The organism is Pseudomonas chlororaphis subsp. chlororaphis (assembly GCF_003945765.1).
Lineage (GTDB): Bacteria > Pseudomonadota > Gammaproteobacteria > Pseudomonadales > Pseudomonadaceae > Aquipseudomonas > Aquipseudomonas chlororaphis.
The window spans coordinates 1,357,005-1,373,424 of record NZ_CP027712.1 but is presented as its reverse complement, the minus strand read 5'-3'; the positions used below and the strand labels follow the sequence as shown (position 1 = coordinate 1,373,424).

Genomic DNA, 16,420 nt, shown 5'->3' with positions numbered 1-16,420 from the left:
CCTAGTCATAATTGATATGCACCCGCGTATGGGCCGGCGCGCTGCGGTGGATCTGGCATTCCAGGGCCGAGCCCGGGTTCATGCCGAAACGCTCGCCCCAGTAACTCGCGCCAAAGCGCCGGCCCAGGAGCAGTCGTCCACCGGTGTTGAGCGTCCACATGAATTGCGCCTGCCAGGTGCCGAAATGCGCGTCACCAAACCGTGCGCGGCCCATGCGCGGGGCTTCGAGCTCGGTGATGGTGGCGTTCGGATAGCCCTGGCTACGGGCGATCTCGATGTAGTAGGCGAGCGCCTGGCTGCCGACGGCCAGCAGTCGCCGGCGCACGGCCAGGCGGCGGTCGTCGAACAACGGGGTCGGGCCCAGGCAGGGGTCGGGCAGGTTCATCACCCGCTCCCAGTCCGGTACCAGTTCGCTGGCACCGGCCGGGTCCATTTCGTTGAGCAGGTCGGCGGCGCGGGCGTCGAGGCGGGCCAGTTCCTGGGACACGCCTTCAAGCACCTCCTCGAGCTCCGGCACCCGCTCCGGGTCCCAGGCCGGGCCGCTGGGCAGCAGGCTGCGCAGCTGGCTCTGGTATTGCGCGGCGGTTCTTACTCCAGCCATACGCAACCTCCGAACGTCAGCAACTGGTTACTGGCGGCGGGAACATCCGCGGCCGGCGCGCTGAGCCGGTGATCGTTCTCGCCGGCGGCACTGCTGATGGCCTCGCGGATATGGCTGATCAGCAAGGTGTCGCCCAGGCCGGCCTCACGGTTGTGCAGATCGCGCAACTGGGCCTCGACCGCCGCGCGCACCGCACTGGTGTCCGGCGACAAGCGCAGGCTGTAGGTCACGGGCGACTGCTGCGGCGCCAGCACATGCAACTCGGCCGTCACCGGACGCAACGGTTCGATGTAAGCCTTTACCTCCGCCAGTTGCTCGGCATTCGGGATCGGTTGCGCATCGTCGTCGCGCATCACGAACAGCCCCACGGTGCCCGGCCCCAGGTAGCTGCCACGGCACCACGCCCGAGTAATCCCCGGGCACTCCAGCGCCCAGGTCTCATAGTCCTGGGCCGAGCCGCCGTGGGGGATGATGCGGTAGGAGCGGATCACCCGGGCGCGCAGCGATTCCAGGCTTTCCGCGGCGACGCCGCCGCTCAGGCCGGGGGCGAGCACGGTGAAGGTATTGCCGATGCCCTGGATCGGTTGCACCGGGATCAGGTTCAGGCCGGCCTCGGCATTGCCCAGGGTGCCGGCGTCGAGGGCCTGGACGGTGGTGCTGTTGCTGCCGGCGCTGGTGGTGCGGGCGGCGGTGACTTTGTAGGTGCGGCCGTCACTGGCCTGCAGCAGGGTATCGACGTCCAGCACCGCGCCTGCCGCCGCCGTGAAGCTCACCGAACCGCTGGCCGCCTGGGCGGCCTTGCGCGGCTGGTTCAGACGCAGCGCGGCGATGCGTTCCAGGGTCGACTCGTCGGCCTTGTCCGGCAGGATCTGATCGGCGATCCAGTCCAGGTAGCCGTAGAGGCCATAGGCGGCGCCACCGAGGGTACGGGCCAGCACTTGCGCATCGGACTGGCGCAGCGCATCGCTGGCCAGGTCGCTTTGGGTGCGCTTGATCAGCACCGGCAGCGAAGGGGTATCAAAGGGCATAGGTCACCTGCCAACTGTTATCGGGGTTGATGTCCAGGCGTTCACCGTTGGCCAGGACCAGCGTCGTGCGCAGGTTCAGGCGCTGGTCGTCGAGACGTTCGCTGATGATCTCGACCGCGCTGCAATGGCCATCGTCGATCAGCCATTGCAGGGCTTCGCGGGCATAGAACTCGGCGTCGAGCTGGGTCTGGCGGGTGAGCTTGACCCGCCGCAGCAGCCACAACCGCGAGCCGATGCGGTCGTCGGCCATGGTGGGAAAGCTGTCGCCCCACCAGCCGAAGCGCTCCTCGTCGTCCAGCGGGTCGTCGTCCGCCGCGCGACGCCAGGTGAACAGGCTGATCAGCACGGCACGGGTCAGTGCGCGGTGCAGGTCTTGGCTGATAAACATCATTGGCCTCCCGCCGGCGCGCCGGTCTGCCCGCTACCCGACTGCACGCCGCCATGCACGTGCTGGATCTGGCTGATGCCGCCAGCAACCTGGTCGCCCTGGGAGACGATCTTGCCGGTCTGGGTCAGGGTCGGGGTGTCGATATGCACCGCGCTGCTGGCGCGGATATTGAGGGTGGCGGTCTCGATGTCGATGATCCGCCCACGCTTGAAATGAATCTTGTCGCCTTCGTCGGTGTAGATCGCCACTTCGCCGGGGGCCAGGGCCTTGAGGCGAAAACGGCGGTCGGCGACCACCAGCACGATGGCATGGGAGCGATCGCCGCCGAGAAAGGTGGCGATGCCTTCGGCGCCGGCCAGCGGGTTGCTGGTGAAGCCGTAGGGTTCGAAGTGCTCCATGTCGTCGTTCACTTCGCCGGCGGTCAGGCGCATTTGCAGCGATTGCAGTTTGTTGGCCGAGTTGGCGAGCACGACGGTGCCGCGCGCCAACAGGCGTGTCAGTAGGCTCATGGAAATGTCCTTGGCGGCGAAGCCTGCGCTTTCTGCAGGAGCGACTCCTGCGGATAGGGCGGCATCAGGTTTTGGGGGGCACCGGACTGGCGTCGAAGGTATGGGGCGGCGCCACCTGCAGGGTGGTGATCGAGCCCTGCTCGGAGAGCGAGTAGGTGACCTTGGAAATCAGCAGGTCCTGGTCGAAACCCAGCACCGGATCGATCACCCGGACCAGGGTGTTGTGGCGCCACAGCTCGCCGTTGCTCTGGCGCCAGCCCTGCACCTTGTAGGTGCTGGTCAGGGCCTTGCCGGTGCGAATGGCGCTTTCCCAGTCGGCCCGTTGCTGGGCCAGCTCCTGGGTCAGCTGGGCCGGTTCGTTGATCACCGTGACCCGCTTGCGCTTGGCCGTGCCGTCGCTGGCCACGCCCGACACTTCGCTGACCGCGGCGCCGCTTTTCTGGTCGTTGCCCTTGTGCTGGCCGATCACCCGGTACTCGGAAAACACCTGGCTGAAGTCCATCGGCGCGCTGGCCGAGAGGATGTTCTTGCCCAACTCCAGCACATCCACCGCGCGCCCGCCGCTGCCCGGCCGGGCCAACAGCACCCGGCCTTCGGCATCGTCGGTGGAGAACACCCGGAACAAGGTCAGCAGGCGGTCGATGGACTGGAACACGGTTTCCCCAGGCACGATGCTGTGGCTGCTCAGCCGCGTGGTTTCCGCGATCTCGCTGACCACCCCGACGCCGTAGGACGCGGCCAGGGCCTGGACGATTTTCAGCAGGCTCTGCTCGCGCCATTGGCCGGGCTGGTTGATCGCCGCGCAATCCACCAGGTCCTGGGTCAGGGAACTGCCCTCGATGCTCAGGCCGATCTGCCGACCGTCATAGCTGATCGGCGCCTTGAACACATGGCCGCTGAGCAACAGGTCGGCGCCGATGCGCACCTGGCACTTGGCGCCGGGACGGATGCGCTGGTCCAGGGTCTGGCCCGGCCATTGCCAGGTCACGTCGAGCTTGAAGGTGCGAAACTGCCGCTCCAGGTCGGCGCTGATTTCGACGCTTTTCCAGCCGCCGTAATCCTGGCCGTCCACCGTCAACAGCACCCGGTTATCGAAGTTGCCCATGGCTCACTCCCCCGCCACTTTGACGTTGGTCGGCGGCAGGAAGCCGGGATGGGCCACGCCGTTGCGCTGCTGCACTTCGGCCGCCCGGGTGGCATCGCCGAACAGCCGATAGGCAAGCACCACCGTCGGCAGGCTCTGCATCGGGTTCTTGACCACCAGCCGCACGCCGGACGAAGCCACCGCGGTGAGGTGGCCGTAGACCAGCTGGCGCAGACCGTTGAGCACCTCGTAATGCAGGGCGTCGGCTTTTTCCGCGGCCTGCCAGATCGCCTCGTTGATCGCGTTGCGCAGCGCCAGCACCTCGTCGGCCACCGGCACTTCCGCGCGGGTCACCGGCTGGATCGCCTGCTTGGCCAAAGGCGGCGTGCCGCTCAGCTTGACCGCCGGTGTCGCCACCGGCAGCGAGGCCACGGCCTGGGCGATCCGCACCAGCACGGCGTCCTGCACCAGGTCCGCCATGGCTTGCGCCGCGGCGGTGGTGTCCTTGCCGGTGGTGAGTTTCGGCGTGTCGATCTTCTTCACCGCCTCGACCTGCTGCGAAACGTTGGCCAGCACGCCGCGGTAACCGTTGCGCGCATAGTCCTTGAGGTCCTTGATGTCCCCCAGCAAGCCCTTGAACTCGGCGCTCACTTCCTTGGGCAAGTCCTTGATCGCCCGCACCAGCAGGTTGAGATCGCGGTAGGTGTCGATCAGCGGCTTGAGCTCCTGCTCGATGGTCTGGTAGACCTCCTTGAGGCTGTTGCGCAGGTCGGCGATGCCGATGCGCGCGGCCTTGACCAGGGTCATGGCCTCCTCGAAGCGGCGCACCGCCGAGCCGATAAGGCTGTCGGCCGACACCAGCAACAGCTGGCGGGTGTTGACCGTGGCGCTGGGGAACTGCAACGGCTGGTCGGGGTAGAACTTCAGGGTGAAGGTCACCAGGCCGCCGTCCTGGCGGCTCTGGGTCATCTCGCATTCGCCGACCTTGACCTGCAGGCGCCCCAGCCACGGGTGCACCAGCTCACCGCTGCCCTGCTCCAGCGCCTGGAGCAGCTTGTCGCGCTGCTCCAGGCAATCGGCGCCGACGATGAACGCCGTCAGGTCGTGGGTCCGCGCCTGCCGCCCCAGGCTCTCGTAGAACGGCAGGTCACGCTGCGGGTACTCGTGCAACTGGCCCTTGTGGCCGACCGGGGTTTTCGCCTGGTCGACCCAGAACCCGACGCCACGAAACGACGCCGGCAACAAACGATCACGCCAGCTCATTGGAACCTCCTAGCGAAAGTGAGCGGTAGCCGACACGCGACGACAGCGCCACGCCGGGTTGGTTGATTTGCGGCGCACTGGTACGCAGGCCCGCCGGGGCGTTTTCGAAGCTCACCGTCAGACCGCCCTGCAATTGCGTGCGGTTGTTGGCCGCGCTCTGCTGCAGCAGCGAGGTGGAGCTTTGCGGCAGGCCGGCGGAAAGCGCCGAAGAACCCGGCGCCGGCTGGCCGCCACCGAAGAACGCTGGCGCCAGCGCGCCTTTGCCTTCGGCATTGGTTTGCCGCTGCGCCTCGGTGAGGTTTTCCACCTTGCCGGTGACGCGGGCGACGAAACCGGCGAAACCACCGTCGAACAGTTCCCTGATCGGTGCGATCACCGCCTGCAGCCGTTGCCACAGGCCGCTGAACCATTCGGTGATCGGCTCCCAGTTCTTGATGATCTGTCCCAGGGGCGACCACTCAAACAGGCCACGCATGAATTCGATGGCCGGCGCCGCCAGGGCTTTCAACACCTCCCAGAGGGCCGCGAACACATCGCTGATGGGTTGCCAGTTGGCAATGATCTGCCCCACGGGCGACCACTCGAACAGGGTGACCAAAAAGTCCTTGATGACCTGCGCCGCGCTTTTCAGGGTTGCCCAGATGGCGTCGAAGTAGGTGCTGATCGTGCCCCAGTTATTGATCACCATCCCCAGTGGCGAGGTGTCGAACAACATGACGAAGAAGTCCTTCACCTGTTGCGCCGGACCTTGCAGGCCGGCCCAGAGCGAAGCGAAGTAAGCGCTGATCGCGCCCCAGTTGTTGATCACCAGCCCCAGTGGCGAGCTGTCGAACAGCCCGATGAAGAAGGCCTTGACCCGCTGCGCCGGACCTTGCAGGCCGGCCCAGAGCGAGGCGAAGAAACCGCTGATCGCGCCCCAGTTGTTGATCACCATCCCCAATGGCGTCCAGGCGAACAGGCCTTTGAGGAAGTCCATCGCCGGAACGGACAGCGCCTTGAGCAACTCCCACAGCGCAGAAAACAGGCCGCTCAGGGGCGTCCAGTTTTCAATCACCAGCCCCAGCGGCGTCCAGGAAAACACCTGCTTGAAGAAATCGACCACGGACGCGGCCATCGTCTTGAGCTGTTCCCAGAGGCCGGCAAAAAAGCCGGTGATCGATCCCCAATTGGCGATCACCATCCCCAGCGGGGTCCAGCCGAAGACCGTCTTCAACCCCGCCATCAGTTGCACGGCGGCGTCCTTGATGCCCGCCCAGAGGGTGACAAAAAACGCCGACAGCGGCTCCCAGTTGGCCACGATCAGGCCCGCCGCCACCGCGATCCCCAGGGCGATCAGGCCGATGGGCGAGGCCAGCAGGCCGCTGCTGAACAGGGTCACGGCGGACGAGGCCAGGGTCATGGCGCCGCGGATCGCGGTGAAGGCCAAGGCGCCGGCGGCGAGGCCCTGGACCAGCTGCGGGTTGCTTTCAATGACCTTGGCCACAAAGCCCAGCAGCGGTTGCACGGCGGTCACTACCGAGTTGACCGCCGGCAGCAGCGCGCTGCCGAACTTTTGCGAGATGTCGTCGACGCTGTCGCTGAACGCCTTCAGGTTAGTGCCCGTCTCGCCCAGCACATCCTTGGGCGGTTCGATGCCCTGCGCCACCAGCTTGGCCCGCGCCGCCTGGTTCTCGAATTCGATGGCGGAATTGACCCCCGCCACGAAAGGCGCGGCCAGGCCACCGCCCTTGATCAGGCCGGAAAAATCCAGCCCGCCCAGGCCGCTGTCTTCGATGCTTTTCTTGAAGCGGCTGACTTTCGAACGCACCTCGCCCAGCTCGGCGTCCAGTTTCTGCATGCCTTGCATGACCACCAGCATGTTCACCGTGGTCTGCACATTGGTCACGCTCAGGCGCTGTTTGATGCTCGTCTGATTCAAGCTTTGATTGATGTTCGCCATCACTGCACCTGCTGCATCGCATTGATCCGTTGCGCGTGCTCCAGGGACTCCCGGAGCACATCCAGTGGCCTGGCCATCATCTGTTCGGGGTCAACCTTCCAGAACCAGGCCAGGTCATAGGCAACCGCGATCAGGTCGCTGATGGCTCCGATGCCGCACTCATGAAAAAACTCGCGACCGCCCAGCTCAGGGCGTTGAGGTCGGCCAGGTCGAGCTGGTTGACCGAGGACGGAGGGATGCCGGCACAGACCGCGATGTACTTGGCCGCGACGTCCATGTCGAGGCTGACTTCTTCGCTCTTGTCGATCTTGTACGGCAGCGCCTTGATCGCCCGCACCTCCTGCACCGTCGGGCGGCGCAGGGTCAGTTCGGTCAGTGGTTCGCCGTGGGCTTCGATGGCCACACGCAGCTTTACGCTATCGCTCATTGCCAGGTCCCCTTGATGCCTTCGAACTTCAGTTCGATGCTCGCGTCGTCACCCTTGGAAACCGGCTCTTCCACCAGGTAGGCGCCGGCCAGGACGTAGACCTTGCCGTTGCTGAACTCGCAGGTGACGGTCATGTCGGAACCGGCCACCAGCTGCTTGAGCGGGAAGTCCGGGGTGTGCAGCGCCGTGACCTTGAAGGACGGGGCAATGTCGGTTTCCTTGTAGAAACCCGGCACGATGGTTTCCCGTTTCACGGACATCAGCGGCGCTTCGCAGCCGCCGTTGATGGTCAGTTGAGCGCCGTCCACTTTGACGTAGCAGGTGCCCGCAATCAGTTGACCCATGGTGTTTCTCCCAAAAAATGAGCCCGCACCAGGCGGGCTGGAAAAGCGCAGTGAAAGAGGCTCGGCTTAGGCCGCCGCGTCGTACTGCAGACGGAATTGGTTGAGCAGCGCGAACACTCGCAGGCCATTGATGTAGTCCGGCGGGAACAGCACGTTGACCCGGCTCGGGTCCTGGCTGTCGCGCTCGACGATCAGGTGCTCGGCGAACAGCTCGGCGTTCTCCACGTGGCCTTCCAGTTCGAGCTTGGCGTACTGGGCAATCAGCTCACCGCGAATGGTGCTCGGGGTCACGATCGGCTGGCCGGCGCCGAAGCGGGTACCGTCGGCGGCCAGTTTGTGGCGCCCGTACTTGCTGGTGATCACGCTTTGCAGGCGGCGCACGATAAAGGCCGACTGGTGCATGGTTTCGCTGTCCAGGTAGGAGTTGTCGGCCTGGCCGTAGGCGTTCTTCTGGTAGGTGGTGATCGAACGCTGGATGCGCACGTAACCGCCTTCGTAGTAGGCGGTGGCGATGCCGTAGCTGAGCAGCGATTGACGCTCGGTCAGGGTGAAACGCTCGCTGGCCGGCGCCGGATCGACACCCGGCAGGCTGCCGCTCTGGGTCGGACGGCTGGCGTCGGCGGAGATGAACACCGAGGTGCGCGCGGCCAGTGCCGCGGCCTGCACCCAGAACGGCTGCGGTACGCCCGGCTCCAGGGCCTGGATGGTGATGTGCTGGTCGTTGCGTGCTTGCCCTGCCGCCACCAGGGTGCCGACGGTGCCGCGCTTGGCGCTGTAGACGTGACCGAACAGTTGCTTGGCCCAGGACCAGCGACCGGTGCTGTCATCCATGACGGCTTGCCAGGCGTTGAGGGTCGCGGTGTCGGTCCACGGCATGCAGATGAACTCGAAAGGTTCATCGCCCAGGGCCGCCAGGGCAGCGACCTGATCCGGCACGCCGGCGCCGCCGGCCATTTTGCCGACCGTCACGCTCAAGCCAGCCGGGGTTTCTTCACCATTGCTCTTGCCCAGGCGGTTGAGCTGCAGGCTGATGTCGTTCGCGCTGTCGCCGGTCCATTTGGCGGTCAGGGTCAGGGTGCCTTCGACCGCCGCGGCGCTCACCGGCAGGTCGGCGGCGGCATTGATTTTCAGCGCCAGCGCGCTGGCGGCCTGAGCCGCGGTGGCGGCATTGACGATGGCGGCCTGAACCCGCACACCACCGACATACAGGTTGAGCACGCCGCTGGCGCTGGCGGTGCCGGTGAACTTCAGCTCGGCCTTGGCCACGCTGCCTTCGACGTTGTGCAGCGGCAGGCACCAGATCTCACCGACCGGGTCGGTCTTGCGCCAGGTCTCGTACATGGAGGCGAGCATCGAGCCCTGACCGCCGATGCTCTTGGCCAGCGCGACGCTGGACACCAGCACCAGCTTGCCGGTTTCGGCCGGCGCGACATTGTCGTTGACCTGGGCCACGATCAGTCGGCGCATCGCCGAAGAAGCGCTATTGGCCGCCGAATTGTCCATCTCGGCGTAGAACAGCGGCACACGAATGTCCGCCGGAATATTGCTGAATCCGATCGCCATTATTTGGCTCCTTGTGGTTTGGCCGCCTTCGCGGCCTTGAGGGTGATATCGCCATCGGCCAGACGCCGGCGCCACCAGGCGTTGTCGTCGACTTCACGGCCTTCCAGCGGCAGCAGGTCGCCGGCTTCGGGGTCCGGCACGGCGCGGCCCGCGGCCGGCAGCACAGTGATGCGGTTGCTCATTGCGTTACGTCTCCAGAGAAAGTCAGTTCCAGGCGCCCGTCGGGCCCCGGGTGTTGCAGGTTGGGGTCCGCCGGATCGATGGCATCGACCCGCACCGTGACCCCGGTAAAGGACGGCAGGCCGTCCAGTTCACGCTCGCACCAGGTTTCCGCCGGCTGGCTGGCCAGGTTGCGTCCCAGCTGGAACTCGGCGAAAAAGCGCAGCTGATAGAACAACCGCGTGGCGCTGAGCGAAACCAGCTCGCCGCCGTCGTATTCGATCGGGTTGTAGTCCGCGCCCGGCTTGAACCCCACCAGCGCCCGCCACAACTCGGCACGCAGGCTTTCGAGTTGCTCCAGGGCCTGCCGGCCGTCGCTGGCGTCCAGCACCAGGGTGATCGCCAAGCGGTCGCGGATGGCCTGGCGGGTAACGTTCTGCCCGGTGCTCGGGCTGGCCAGATCGGCGATCGGCGTCACATGGGCACTGGGGGTGGGCAACGCGGTATTGCTTTGCAGCAGCGCGAGATCGACGCCGACGGCCACCTGATTGGCCAGGCCGGGGCAGTGATCGCGCAGTTGCGTGAGGATCGGAGTGATCTTCATGAAGAAGCTCCACAACGGGGTGAATGGGAAACCTTCAGGCGCGGCCACAAGCGATCGCCCAGGCAGCGGGCGCCCGGGCAACAGGATGGAGTGGAAACAACGGCGCGCAAGATCAGAACGGCCGGGCAAGGCCCGGTAACTAGGGCTGTTGCTCCAGGCAGGTAGCCTCGATCAGGCAGCGATAATTTTTTTCGCGATTGCCGCTGGCAGTCACCTTGTCGATCGACCAGGTGCCCTGCATGAACCCCGGCCAGCTGTTGTCCAGCGACACCAGCCCCTCGGCCGACAGCGCCGGATCACCGGGGCAGTCGATCTTCAACTTGATCGCTTCGCGCTCGATGCGGCGCATGGCGCCTTGGGCTGCGCCGCGGGCCTCGCCCTCTGCTGGGTAACGCTGGCGCAGGACCTGGAAAGGAGCCTGCCCCAGGCTGACCACACGCTCCTTGCCGGCCGCTGAATCCCACCAGGTGGCCTTGCAGCCCTTGTGCTTGGCCCGGCCGTTTTCATCGATGCTGGCCGAGATGAATGCCGTATCTCCCGGGCGGTTATCCCGGGTCACGCTCAAACGCACCGGCGAAAGGATCTTTCCGGAGAGCGACTTCGCCTGCCCGCGCAGCGCCAGCACATACATCTCGTTGAACGGTTTGGTGACGGCATCGTGCGGGCGGGCAATACGCGTCAGAAAGCCCATGTCGGTCTCGTTGCACTGATCGACATGCGGGATCGGGATCGAGTCCAGTTCAGGCGCCACTCGCGGTGAAAAACCGTGGCGCGAGGTCAGCTGGCGAAACAGCGCGCCGAGGGTCGTGGGGCCATGGCTGGCGGAGCGGCGCTGCTTGAAGCCGGTCGTATCCGCCACCTTGAAGGGGGCGGCCGTGGCCACCAGAGTCAGGCGTGGCGGAAACAGGTTGGGCGTGCGGCGGGTGATGACGAACTCGCCACGATCCACCAGCCCCGACTCCAGATAGCCCACCCGCAGGCCGACCTTCCCGCCCAGCTCGGGGAGCCCTTCCAGGCCTTCGATATCGAGGGTCAGCGAGAGCTGGTCGGACTCGATGCCCGCGGCGTCGATGTGCGTCCAGCTGATCAGTCGTTCGTTGAAGCGTGCGGCATTGGCGCCGTAGAGCTCAATGCTCGGGGTGAATCCCAGGGTCATGGCGCCTCCTTAGTCCCAGGCCGAGACGGGCGTTGCAGCCACCGGCCGAGACTCGATCTCGGGCACGATCACCCAGACACCCGCCGGCAGCACCGGGCCCTTCTCGGCCAGCAGCGGATTGAGGCGCCAGAGCGCTTCCTCGACTGCATCGTCGCAACGTCCCACCTCGCGGTAGAGCAGCAGGTTGACCGAATCGCCGGCAATACTTCGAACCCTACGCATTGACGAATTCCTCGAGGTTGATGGTCCAGTTGATCACCAGCGCCGTGCCGTCATCGATGATGGAGGTCTGCACCTCCGTCACCAGGTTGACCCGCCAGCGCCCCCAGTTGCGGCCGATACCGTCCACCAGCGGCAAGGGCACACGGGCGGCCTGCAACTCGCGCAGCTGGTCCAGGCGCGCCATGCCCGTGGCGTACATCGACTTGCCACTGATCTGCAGCGTTTCCAGCTTCTGCCCCACCTGCTGCGACTTCGGCTTGCTGGTGACGATGTCGATACTGGCCCAGCCACCGTCCGTCTTGCGCTCAAGCCGCTCATAGGCGAACCCGGCGGACAGGCCAAAAATGAAATTGCCCAATGCCATCTGCTGTCGCATCACATCACTCCATCGGTCAGGGCCGCGTCGCGCCGTACCGCGAGCGGGTTGCTCATCATCAGGGGCATGACCTGCATCTGCATTTGCTGGATCACCATGTCCACCAGTTGCCTGGAGGTGGCCTGATCCTGGCCATAGATATTGACGACCGGGGCGAAAGTGACCTGCTGGCTGGAAGCCGAGCTGGCCACCAGGTTCTTGCTCACCTCATCCGGCGACTTCAGGCGGTTCCCCGCCTCGCCGCCGAGCCGGCCGAGCGCCTCGCCGCCCAGCCATCCGCCAATGGCGCCGCCGACCAACCCGCCGACAGCCGTGCCGAGGATCGGCACGACGCTGCCCAGGGCCGCGCCCAGCGCGGCACCGGATGCACCTCCGGCCCAGGAGCCACCCAGGGTGCCCAAGCCGGAACCAATGGCCCCGGGGTCGCGGTTACGCACACCCCTGAACACATTCAGGCCGGCCCTGAGCAGGTTGAGCGGCCGACTGGCCACCCGGCCGGACACGGAACGCACGACGGCAAAACTGCCTCTCAACCCACGGCCAATGCGCGACATCAGCCCGGCGCGTGGCGCAGTTGCAGAGGTGTTTTTGGGGGCGGGTTTTGCCGTATTGGCTTGTTTCTTTTGCTGCTCTTTCTTTGCTTGCCTCTCCTGTCGCCTTCGCTCTTGTCTATTCTGGCCGCGGCTTTCACCGCCGCCCGAAGGGCCACCACAGCAGGCCCCGCCCTCGCCGAACAGCTTGCCAATACTCGACGGCAGGCTCGGAGCCGCCAGGCTCAACAGCTTTTTCGCTACCTGGGTAAAGACTTCGTCCAGCACCGACTTGAGCAGGCGGCCCACCACCGGTGCGATGGCGGCCCCCGCCAAGGCCAGGCCGGCAGCGATCTTCGGAAACTCCGTAGCCAGGCTGCTCAAGCCATCGACCACCCCACCGATAGGCACCATCGCCCCTTCCGCCACCGGCGCGAGAGCGGAACCGAACGCGCTGTTCATCCGGTTCAAGCGGGCGTCGAAGGTATTCGCCTGGGCCGATGCGGACTGGCGTACCGAGCCCTTGTCGCCCAGCTCCGAGGTGGCGTACTGCTGCTTGTCGGCGACCTGCGCCAATGCCTTTTGAACTTCAGGCAGCTGTTGCGACAGGCGCAACGCTGCTTCATCCGCGCCACCGAACAGCGCGCCGGCCAGCGTGGAGCGCTCCCGGCTCGACAAATCGGGCGCTTGCAGCGCCTTGAGCAGGTCGGTCAGGGCGCCCGCCCCCTCCAGCTTCAGCGGGTCGATATTCAACCGTTGCAAGGCCGCTTGCTGCGCCTGGGACTTCGGTTCGCCCTTGCCCAGCACGGCAGTGATGCCTTTCAGCGCGGCTCCCGCATCGGCCTTTTGCGTGCCGGTGTTGAGCAAGGCCGTCGTCAGTGCCGCCGCCTGCTCCGGGGCAAGCCCCGCCGTCGTGGCGGCAGCACCATGCCGTTGCAGGATCGTCCCGATGTCGGCCGCCTCTGCATCTCCTGGTCGCTTGCCGAGGTGGTTGATCGCATCCGCCAGATCGAGCGCCTGGGTGCGATCGAGCTTCATCGAGGTGCGCCAGCCGGCCATCATGTCCCCGGTATCCTTGGGAGGCATCTTGAACGCGGTTGCCGTAAGCGCGGCATCTCCGGCGAATGTCGTCAGGGTTTGCCGTGCAGAGGCGCCCTTGTCGTTGTCGATCCCGGCCTTGGCCGCGGCGTATTCGAGCTTCGCCAGGTCGACGGCCGTGGTTCCACCCGCGGCGACCCCTCGATAACTGGCCATGCGGTAATTATCTTGCGCGAGTTCATCGCGCTCATTGCCAGGGAGGTAAACCACCCTCCCCAGATCGGCCAGCGCCGCATCCATCGCCATCGCCGACTTGAACAGGTCAGGCGCTTGAAGCCCGCCTGCGGCCTTGTCGGGGGCTTTAGCCTCGGCCTTGGCGCTGCCGGCGAATGCCAGCGGCAACGAACGTTGCGACGACAGCGTCAACTTCAACGAGTCGATGGCCGTGGTCAGCAGGCGAATGTCCACGCTGGCGGCATTCAAGGCCAGGATAAAGCTGCCGGATGACAGGCCGGCATCCGCCGGGCTCGTCACGGGGGCGCCTGGCTGCATGACGCCGACGGGCGCCAGCCCGTGCTGTTGCACGGTGGCGTTCTTGAGCGAAAACTGATTGTTCGCCATTTCGCTCTACTCCTCTTTCACGCCAAGGCGAGTGATCGCGATGTCGTAGCGGCGCAAGGCCTTGCCAGCGTCCCACTCCAGGATTTCCGCCTCACTTACCGAGTAAATGAGCGGCACCACATCGAGAATCACTTCGATGTCGCGCTCCGAAAGAAGGCCGCCGGTTTGTTTAAAAAATCGTCGATGCGCTCTTGCAACTGCGTCCAGTCAGGCACGCTGAGCAGCGCCAGGTCGGGCAGCATCAGGCCGGTGCAATGCGCGGTGATGAATTCGGCGCGCTCCTTGGTGGTCTTGAGCTTCTTCATCACCTTGGTCGCTCGCAACGCGGGCATTTCCAGGGTCAGGGATGTCAGGCGCTGGCCCGCCACTTCAAGTGGCAACAGCAGGTTCACCTGGTCCAGGTCGCCCTGCGCCGAGGCGTCGCCAGGGATGTCGCTGGCCGTTTCAAACTCGGCGCCCTGCTGGAGGAAGTACGCAGCCGGGCGTGTCGACATGTCATGGACGTACTGCGCGATGCTCACGTAGTCCGGCCGCTTGAGCTGGTCGAGCTCATTGGCCGACAACCCGGTGGCCAGCTTCGCCAGCTCGAAGAACTGATCGTCCTCATCATCGCCGGCGCGGGCCAGGGCCTCTTTTTGCGCGGCATAAAACAATGGTTTGAGCTGAATCTGCGCGATCTGCGACTCATCGTCGGCGGTGATCGGGCACAACAGGACATGGAGCGGAGGCGTCCAGGACATGAATGAATTCCTTGATAAAGGGGGTAGCAGCGAGTTGCTCGCGATTGGGGATTGAGCGACGACTGTGATGTGGCTGTTGCATTGCCATCGCGAGCAAGCTCGCTCCTACAAGAGTGTTGCAGGGGGTATTGCAAAGGGTGTTGCCAAGGGGGGTTACGGCATCAGCACCGCGCGACGGGCGTCGCCGAGAATGTCGACGCCGCTGAGCACGAACTTCTGGGTGCGCACGTCGATGTCGATCACCGGCACGCCGTTCTCGATGCGGTTGTAGGTACGGCAGGCGAGTTCCAGGGTGGTGGTGGGTTTTTCATTCATCTTCATGGCCGTTTCGGCCAGGGATTTCAGCTTGCCGCCCACGGTGTGGTAGGTGAACCAGGTCTTGCCATCCTGGTCCTGGCCCGCCTCGCGGACATTGAGCAGGATGTCGTCGCCCAGCTTCACGCCCAGCGCCAGCATGATTTCCGGCCCCAGCCCCTGCAGCTTGAGGGTGGCGGTGAGTGCCTTGCCGCTCTTGGCCATTTCTTCGGCGATGAAGCGCCCACCGGTCATCGCTTCCATTTCGAACTCGATCTTCGGCGGGGTGAACTCTTCCACGGTCGCCGACAACGGCAGGCCTTGCAGGGTGGCCGCGATGGCCTGTCTTACGCGGTTGGTAAACATTAGAGAACATCCTCCAGGAACTGCTCGATGATTTCATCGCGGGCGTTGAGCTGATACACCATGTGCTCGTTCGGCGCGTAGCGGCCGTAGTCGATGACCACGTACCAGGTACCGTTCTTGTACTTCTCGACGCTGTTCAGCTCGGGGTGCAGGTACACGCTGCCGCCCGGGATGGTTTCGTCGGCGACCAGGGTCTGCAGCCAGTCGTTGATGCGCTTGACCTCCTGATCCATGAAGGACTTGGTCAGGTTCTTGGCCATGGCTTTCTGCCCGGCCTTGACCAGCTTGCGGCTGATGGCGTCTTCCAGGCCGACATAGCTGATGAATTTGCCGGTGATGGAGCGGTTACCCAGCAGCGAGAAGCCGCCGAGCACGGTGCGGGCGTAGTAGCTGACGCCGTAGCGGTTGAGCAGGTCGCCCTCGGTCGAGGTGTCGAGGATGTTGTATTCCACAGTGCGCGAGACGTCTTCGGCGAAGGTCACCTGGTTGCCCGGGCTCTCCCACTGCTTGACCTTGGCCAGCGCGGCGATGGCCAGGCTCGACGGCGCCAGGAACACGTTCTTCTTCGCCGCCTTGGAGTACACGGCCGGCATGTTGTGCACCACCAGGCAGCGGTCGAAACCCAGGTCCGCACCGCCCAGTTCCTTGCTGTAGGTCACTTGGTCGGCAACCGCGGCATCCTTGCCGTCGAGCACCACACGGGCCTTGATGCGCTTGCCGAAGGCAGCGAACTCACCGGCCACCGCCTTGGTGCCGGTAAAGCCCGGCGCGCCGATGATGGTCAGGTCTTCCGGGACACTGCCCAGGGCTGCCAGGCCGAGCTTGCGGCCGGTGGTGGCGTCGACGCCGCCGATCACGTTGTTGACGGTGTCGGCCGGGGTCGCGCCCTCTTCGACGATCACCACATAGACCGGGACCTTGACCACTTTGAGGATCTGGTACACCGCCTGGAACAGGGTGCCCGACTCAGCGCCGGTCGGGTCCAGCAGGGCCTGGGTGGTGAAGCTGTTGATGCGGAACGGCGCATTGCGCGGAATCAGCGGGTCGGCCTTCGGCGCGGTGCCGACCAGGCCGATGACGTTGTCACCCAGGCCACCCATGGCCTCGGGGGATTCGGTGGCATTGACGGTAATGCCGTTGTGCTCGAAGTTCAGAACCTCAGCCATGG

General features: G+C 65.2%; 19 protein-coding genes. All 19 read right to left on the bottom strand.

Features of this window, described 5'->3' with window-relative positions; all coding sequences use genetic code 11:
• Position 1: 1 nt before the first annotated feature.
• The 19 genes from C4K27_RS06125 to C4K27_RS06035 all read right to left on the bottom strand — a co-directional run bounded on the left by C4K27_RS06125 (position 2) and on the right by C4K27_RS06035 (position 16,418).
• Positions 2–601 (bottom strand): YmfQ family protein, encoded by a 600-nt coding sequence (locus C4K27_RS06125; protein WP_053259827.1) that lies wholly within the window; start codon positions 599–601, stop codon positions 2–4.
• A complete protein-coding gene (locus tag C4K27_RS06120) occupies positions 589–1,629 on the bottom strand; it encodes a baseplate J/gp47 family protein (RefSeq protein ID WP_009042429.1) in 1,041 nt (346 codons plus the stop codon). The genes C4K27_RS06125 and C4K27_RS06120 overlap by 13 nt, the downstream gene beginning before the upstream one ends.
• The gene (locus tag C4K27_RS06115) at positions 1,619–2,017 is read right to left on the bottom strand and encodes a phage GP46 family protein (protein WP_053259826.1); all 399 of its coding nucleotides are present in this window, start codon (positions 2,015–2,017) and stop codon (positions 1,619–1,621) included. Before C4K27_RS06115 ends, C4K27_RS06120 begins: the two co-directional genes overlap by 11 nt.
• Complete coding sequence (locus C4K27_RS06110; protein WP_009042427.1) at positions 2,017–2,526, bottom strand: phage baseplate assembly protein V; 510 nt, start codon at positions 2,524–2,526, stop codon at positions 2,017–2,019. The genes C4K27_RS06115 and C4K27_RS06110 overlap by 1 nt, the downstream gene beginning before the upstream one ends.
• Before the next feature lie 64 nt (positions 2,527–2,590).
• Positions 2,591–3,631, bottom strand: a complete 1,041-nt coding sequence (locus C4K27_RS06105; RefSeq protein WP_053259825.1) for a phage baseplate assembly protein — start codon at positions 3,629–3,631, stop codon at positions 2,591–2,593.
• Positions 3,632–3,634: 3 nt separating this feature from the next.
• Entirely contained in the window at positions 3,635–4,873 is a 1,239-nt protein-coding gene (locus tag C4K27_RS06100; RefSeq protein ID WP_053259824.1) for a DNA circularization protein, read from the bottom strand.
• Positions 4,860–6,812, bottom strand: a complete 1,953-nt coding sequence (locus C4K27_RS06095) for a phage tail tape measure protein (protein ID WP_081002218.1) — start codon at positions 6,810–6,812, stop codon at positions 4,860–4,862. The genes C4K27_RS06100 and C4K27_RS06095 overlap by 14 nt, the downstream gene beginning before the upstream one ends.
• Positions 6,813–6,942: 130 nt before the next feature.
• Positions 6,943–7,239, bottom strand: coding sequence for a phage tail assembly protein (locus C4K27_RS06090; protein ID WP_007923972.1), 297 nt, complete (start codon positions 7,237–7,239; stop codon positions 6,943–6,945).
• Positions 7,236–7,583 (bottom strand): phage tail tube protein, encoded by a 348-nt coding sequence (locus C4K27_RS06085; RefSeq protein WP_007923973.1) that lies wholly within the window; start codon positions 7,581–7,583, stop codon positions 7,236–7,238. Before C4K27_RS06085 ends, C4K27_RS06090 begins: the two co-directional genes overlap by 4 nt.
• A gap of 66 nt (positions 7,584–7,649) precedes the next feature.
• Positions 7,650–9,146, bottom strand: coding sequence for a phage tail sheath subtilisin-like domain-containing protein (locus tag C4K27_RS06080; protein WP_053259823.1), 1,497 nt, complete (start codon positions 9,144–9,146; stop codon positions 7,650–7,652).
• The gene (locus C4K27_RS06075) at positions 9,146–9,328 is read right to left on the bottom strand and encodes a DUF2635 domain-containing protein (protein WP_025806664.1); all 183 of its coding nucleotides are present in this window, start codon (positions 9,326–9,328) and stop codon (positions 9,146–9,148) included. The genes C4K27_RS06080 and C4K27_RS06075 overlap by 1 nt, the downstream gene beginning before the upstream one ends.
• Complete coding sequence (locus tag C4K27_RS06070; RefSeq protein WP_053259822.1) at positions 9,325–9,909, bottom strand: phage tail terminator protein; 585 nt, start codon at positions 9,907–9,909, stop codon at positions 9,325–9,327. Before C4K27_RS06070 ends, C4K27_RS06075 begins: the two co-directional genes overlap by 4 nt.
• A gap of 139 nt (positions 9,910–10,048) precedes the next feature.
• Positions 10,049–11,065 carry a phage tail protein gene (locus C4K27_RS06065; protein WP_053259821.1) on the bottom strand — a complete coding sequence of 339 codons (1,017 nt, stop codon included), beginning with the start codon at positions 11,063–11,065 and terminating at the stop codon, positions 10,049–10,051.
• A 9-nt stretch (positions 11,066–11,074) separates the two neighbouring features.
• Positions 11,075–11,287: a tail protein X gene (locus C4K27_RS06060; RefSeq protein WP_009042420.1), complete on the bottom strand. Its 213-nt coding sequence runs from the start codon at positions 11,285–11,287 to the stop codon at positions 11,075–11,077.
• Positions 11,280–11,663 carry a phage tail protein gene (locus C4K27_RS06055; RefSeq protein WP_009042419.1) on the bottom strand — a complete coding sequence of 128 codons (384 nt, stop codon included), beginning with the start codon at positions 11,661–11,663 and terminating at the stop codon, positions 11,280–11,282. The genes C4K27_RS06060 and C4K27_RS06055 overlap by 8 nt, the downstream gene beginning before the upstream one ends.
• A complete protein-coding gene (locus C4K27_RS06050) occupies positions 11,663–13,852 on the bottom strand; it encodes a phage tail tape measure protein (protein ID WP_053259820.1) in 2,190 nt (729 codons plus the stop codon). Before C4K27_RS06050 ends, C4K27_RS06055 begins: the two co-directional genes overlap by 1 nt.
• 128 nt (positions 13,853–13,980) lie before the next feature.
• Positions 13,981–14,592 (bottom strand): phage tail assembly protein, encoded by a 612-nt coding sequence (locus C4K27_RS06045; RefSeq protein ID WP_053259819.1) that lies wholly within the window; start codon positions 14,590–14,592, stop codon positions 13,981–13,983.
• A gap of 153 nt (positions 14,593–14,745) precedes the next feature.
• Complete coding sequence (locus tag C4K27_RS06040; protein ID WP_009042415.1) at positions 14,746–15,252, bottom strand: phage major tail tube protein; 507 nt, start codon at positions 15,250–15,252, stop codon at positions 14,746–14,748.
• Positions 15,252–16,418: a phage tail sheath protein gene (locus C4K27_RS06035; protein ID WP_053259818.1), complete on the bottom strand. Its 1,167-nt coding sequence runs from the start codon at positions 16,416–16,418 to the stop codon at positions 15,252–15,254. The genes C4K27_RS06040 and C4K27_RS06035 overlap by 1 nt, the downstream gene beginning before the upstream one ends.
• Positions 16,419–16,420: the final 2 nt, after the last annotated feature.

Bases quoted from the DNA above. Each gene is read 5' to 3' on its own strand.
- C4K27_RS06125 (WP_053259827.1), bottom strand. From the start codon at position 601: ATGGCTGGAGTAAGAACCGCCGCGCAATACCAGAGCCAGCTGCGCAGC.
- C4K27_RS06120 (WP_009042429.1), bottom strand. From the start codon at position 1,629: ATGCCCTTTGATACCCCTTCGCTGCCGGTGCTGATCAAGCGCACCCAA.
- C4K27_RS06115 (WP_053259826.1), bottom strand. From the start codon at position 2,017: ATGTTTATCAGCCAAGACCTGCACCGCGCACTGACCCGTGCCGTGCTG.
- C4K27_RS06110 (WP_009042427.1), bottom strand. From the start codon at position 2,526: ATGAGCCTACTGACACGCCTGTTGGCGCGCGGCACCGTCGTGCTCGCC.
- C4K27_RS06105 (WP_053259825.1), bottom strand. From the start codon at position 3,631: ATGGGCAACTTCGATAACCGGGTGCTGTTGACGGTGGACGGCCAGGAT.
- C4K27_RS06100 (WP_053259824.1), bottom strand. From the start codon at position 4,873: ATGAGCTGGCGTGATCGTTTGTTGCCGGCGTCGTTTCGTGGCGTCGGG.
- C4K27_RS06095 (WP_081002218.1), bottom strand. From the start codon at position 6,812: ATGGCGAACATCAATCAAAGCTTGAATCAGACGAGCATCAAACAGCGC.
- C4K27_RS06090 (WP_007923972.1), bottom strand. From the start codon at position 7,239: ATGAGCGATAGCGTAAAGCTGCGTGTGGCCATCGAAGCCCACGGCGAA.
- C4K27_RS06085 (WP_007923973.1), bottom strand. From the start codon at position 7,583: ATGGGTCAACTGATTGCGGGCACCTGCTACGTCAAAGTGGACGGCGCT.
- C4K27_RS06080 (WP_053259823.1), bottom strand. From the start codon at position 9,146: ATGGCGATCGGATTCAGCAATATTCCGGCGGACATTCGTGTGCCGCTG.
- C4K27_RS06075 (WP_025806664.1), bottom strand. From the start codon at position 9,328: ATGAGCAACCGCATCACTGTGCTGCCGGCCGCGGGCCGCGCCGTGCCG.
- C4K27_RS06070 (WP_053259822.1), bottom strand. From the start codon at position 9,909: ATGAAGATCACTCCGATCCTCACGCAACTGCGCGATCACTGCCCCGGC.
- C4K27_RS06065 (WP_053259821.1), bottom strand. From the start codon at position 11,065: ATGACCCTGGGATTCACCCCGAGCATTGAGCTCTACGGCGCCAATGCC.
- C4K27_RS06060 (WP_009042420.1), bottom strand. From the start codon at position 11,287: ATGCGTAGGGTTCGAAGTATTGCCGGCGATTCGGTCAACCTGCTGCTC.
- C4K27_RS06055 (WP_009042419.1), bottom strand. From the start codon at position 11,663: ATGCGACAGCAGATGGCATTGGGCAATTTCATTTTTGGCCTGTCCGCC.
- C4K27_RS06050 (WP_053259820.1), bottom strand. From the start codon at position 13,852: ATGGCGAACAATCAGTTTTCGCTCAAGAACGCCACCGTGCAACAGCAC.
- C4K27_RS06045 (WP_053259819.1), bottom strand. From the start codon at position 14,592: ATGTCCTGGACGCCTCCGCTCCATGTCCTGTTGTGCCCGATCACCGCC.
- C4K27_RS06040 (WP_009042415.1), bottom strand. From the start codon at position 15,252: ATGTTTACCAACCGCGTAAGACAGGCCATCGCGGCCACCCTGCAAGGC.
- C4K27_RS06035 (WP_053259818.1), bottom strand. From the start codon at position 16,418: ATGGCTGAGGTTCTGAACTTCGAGCACAACGGCATTACCGTCAATGCC.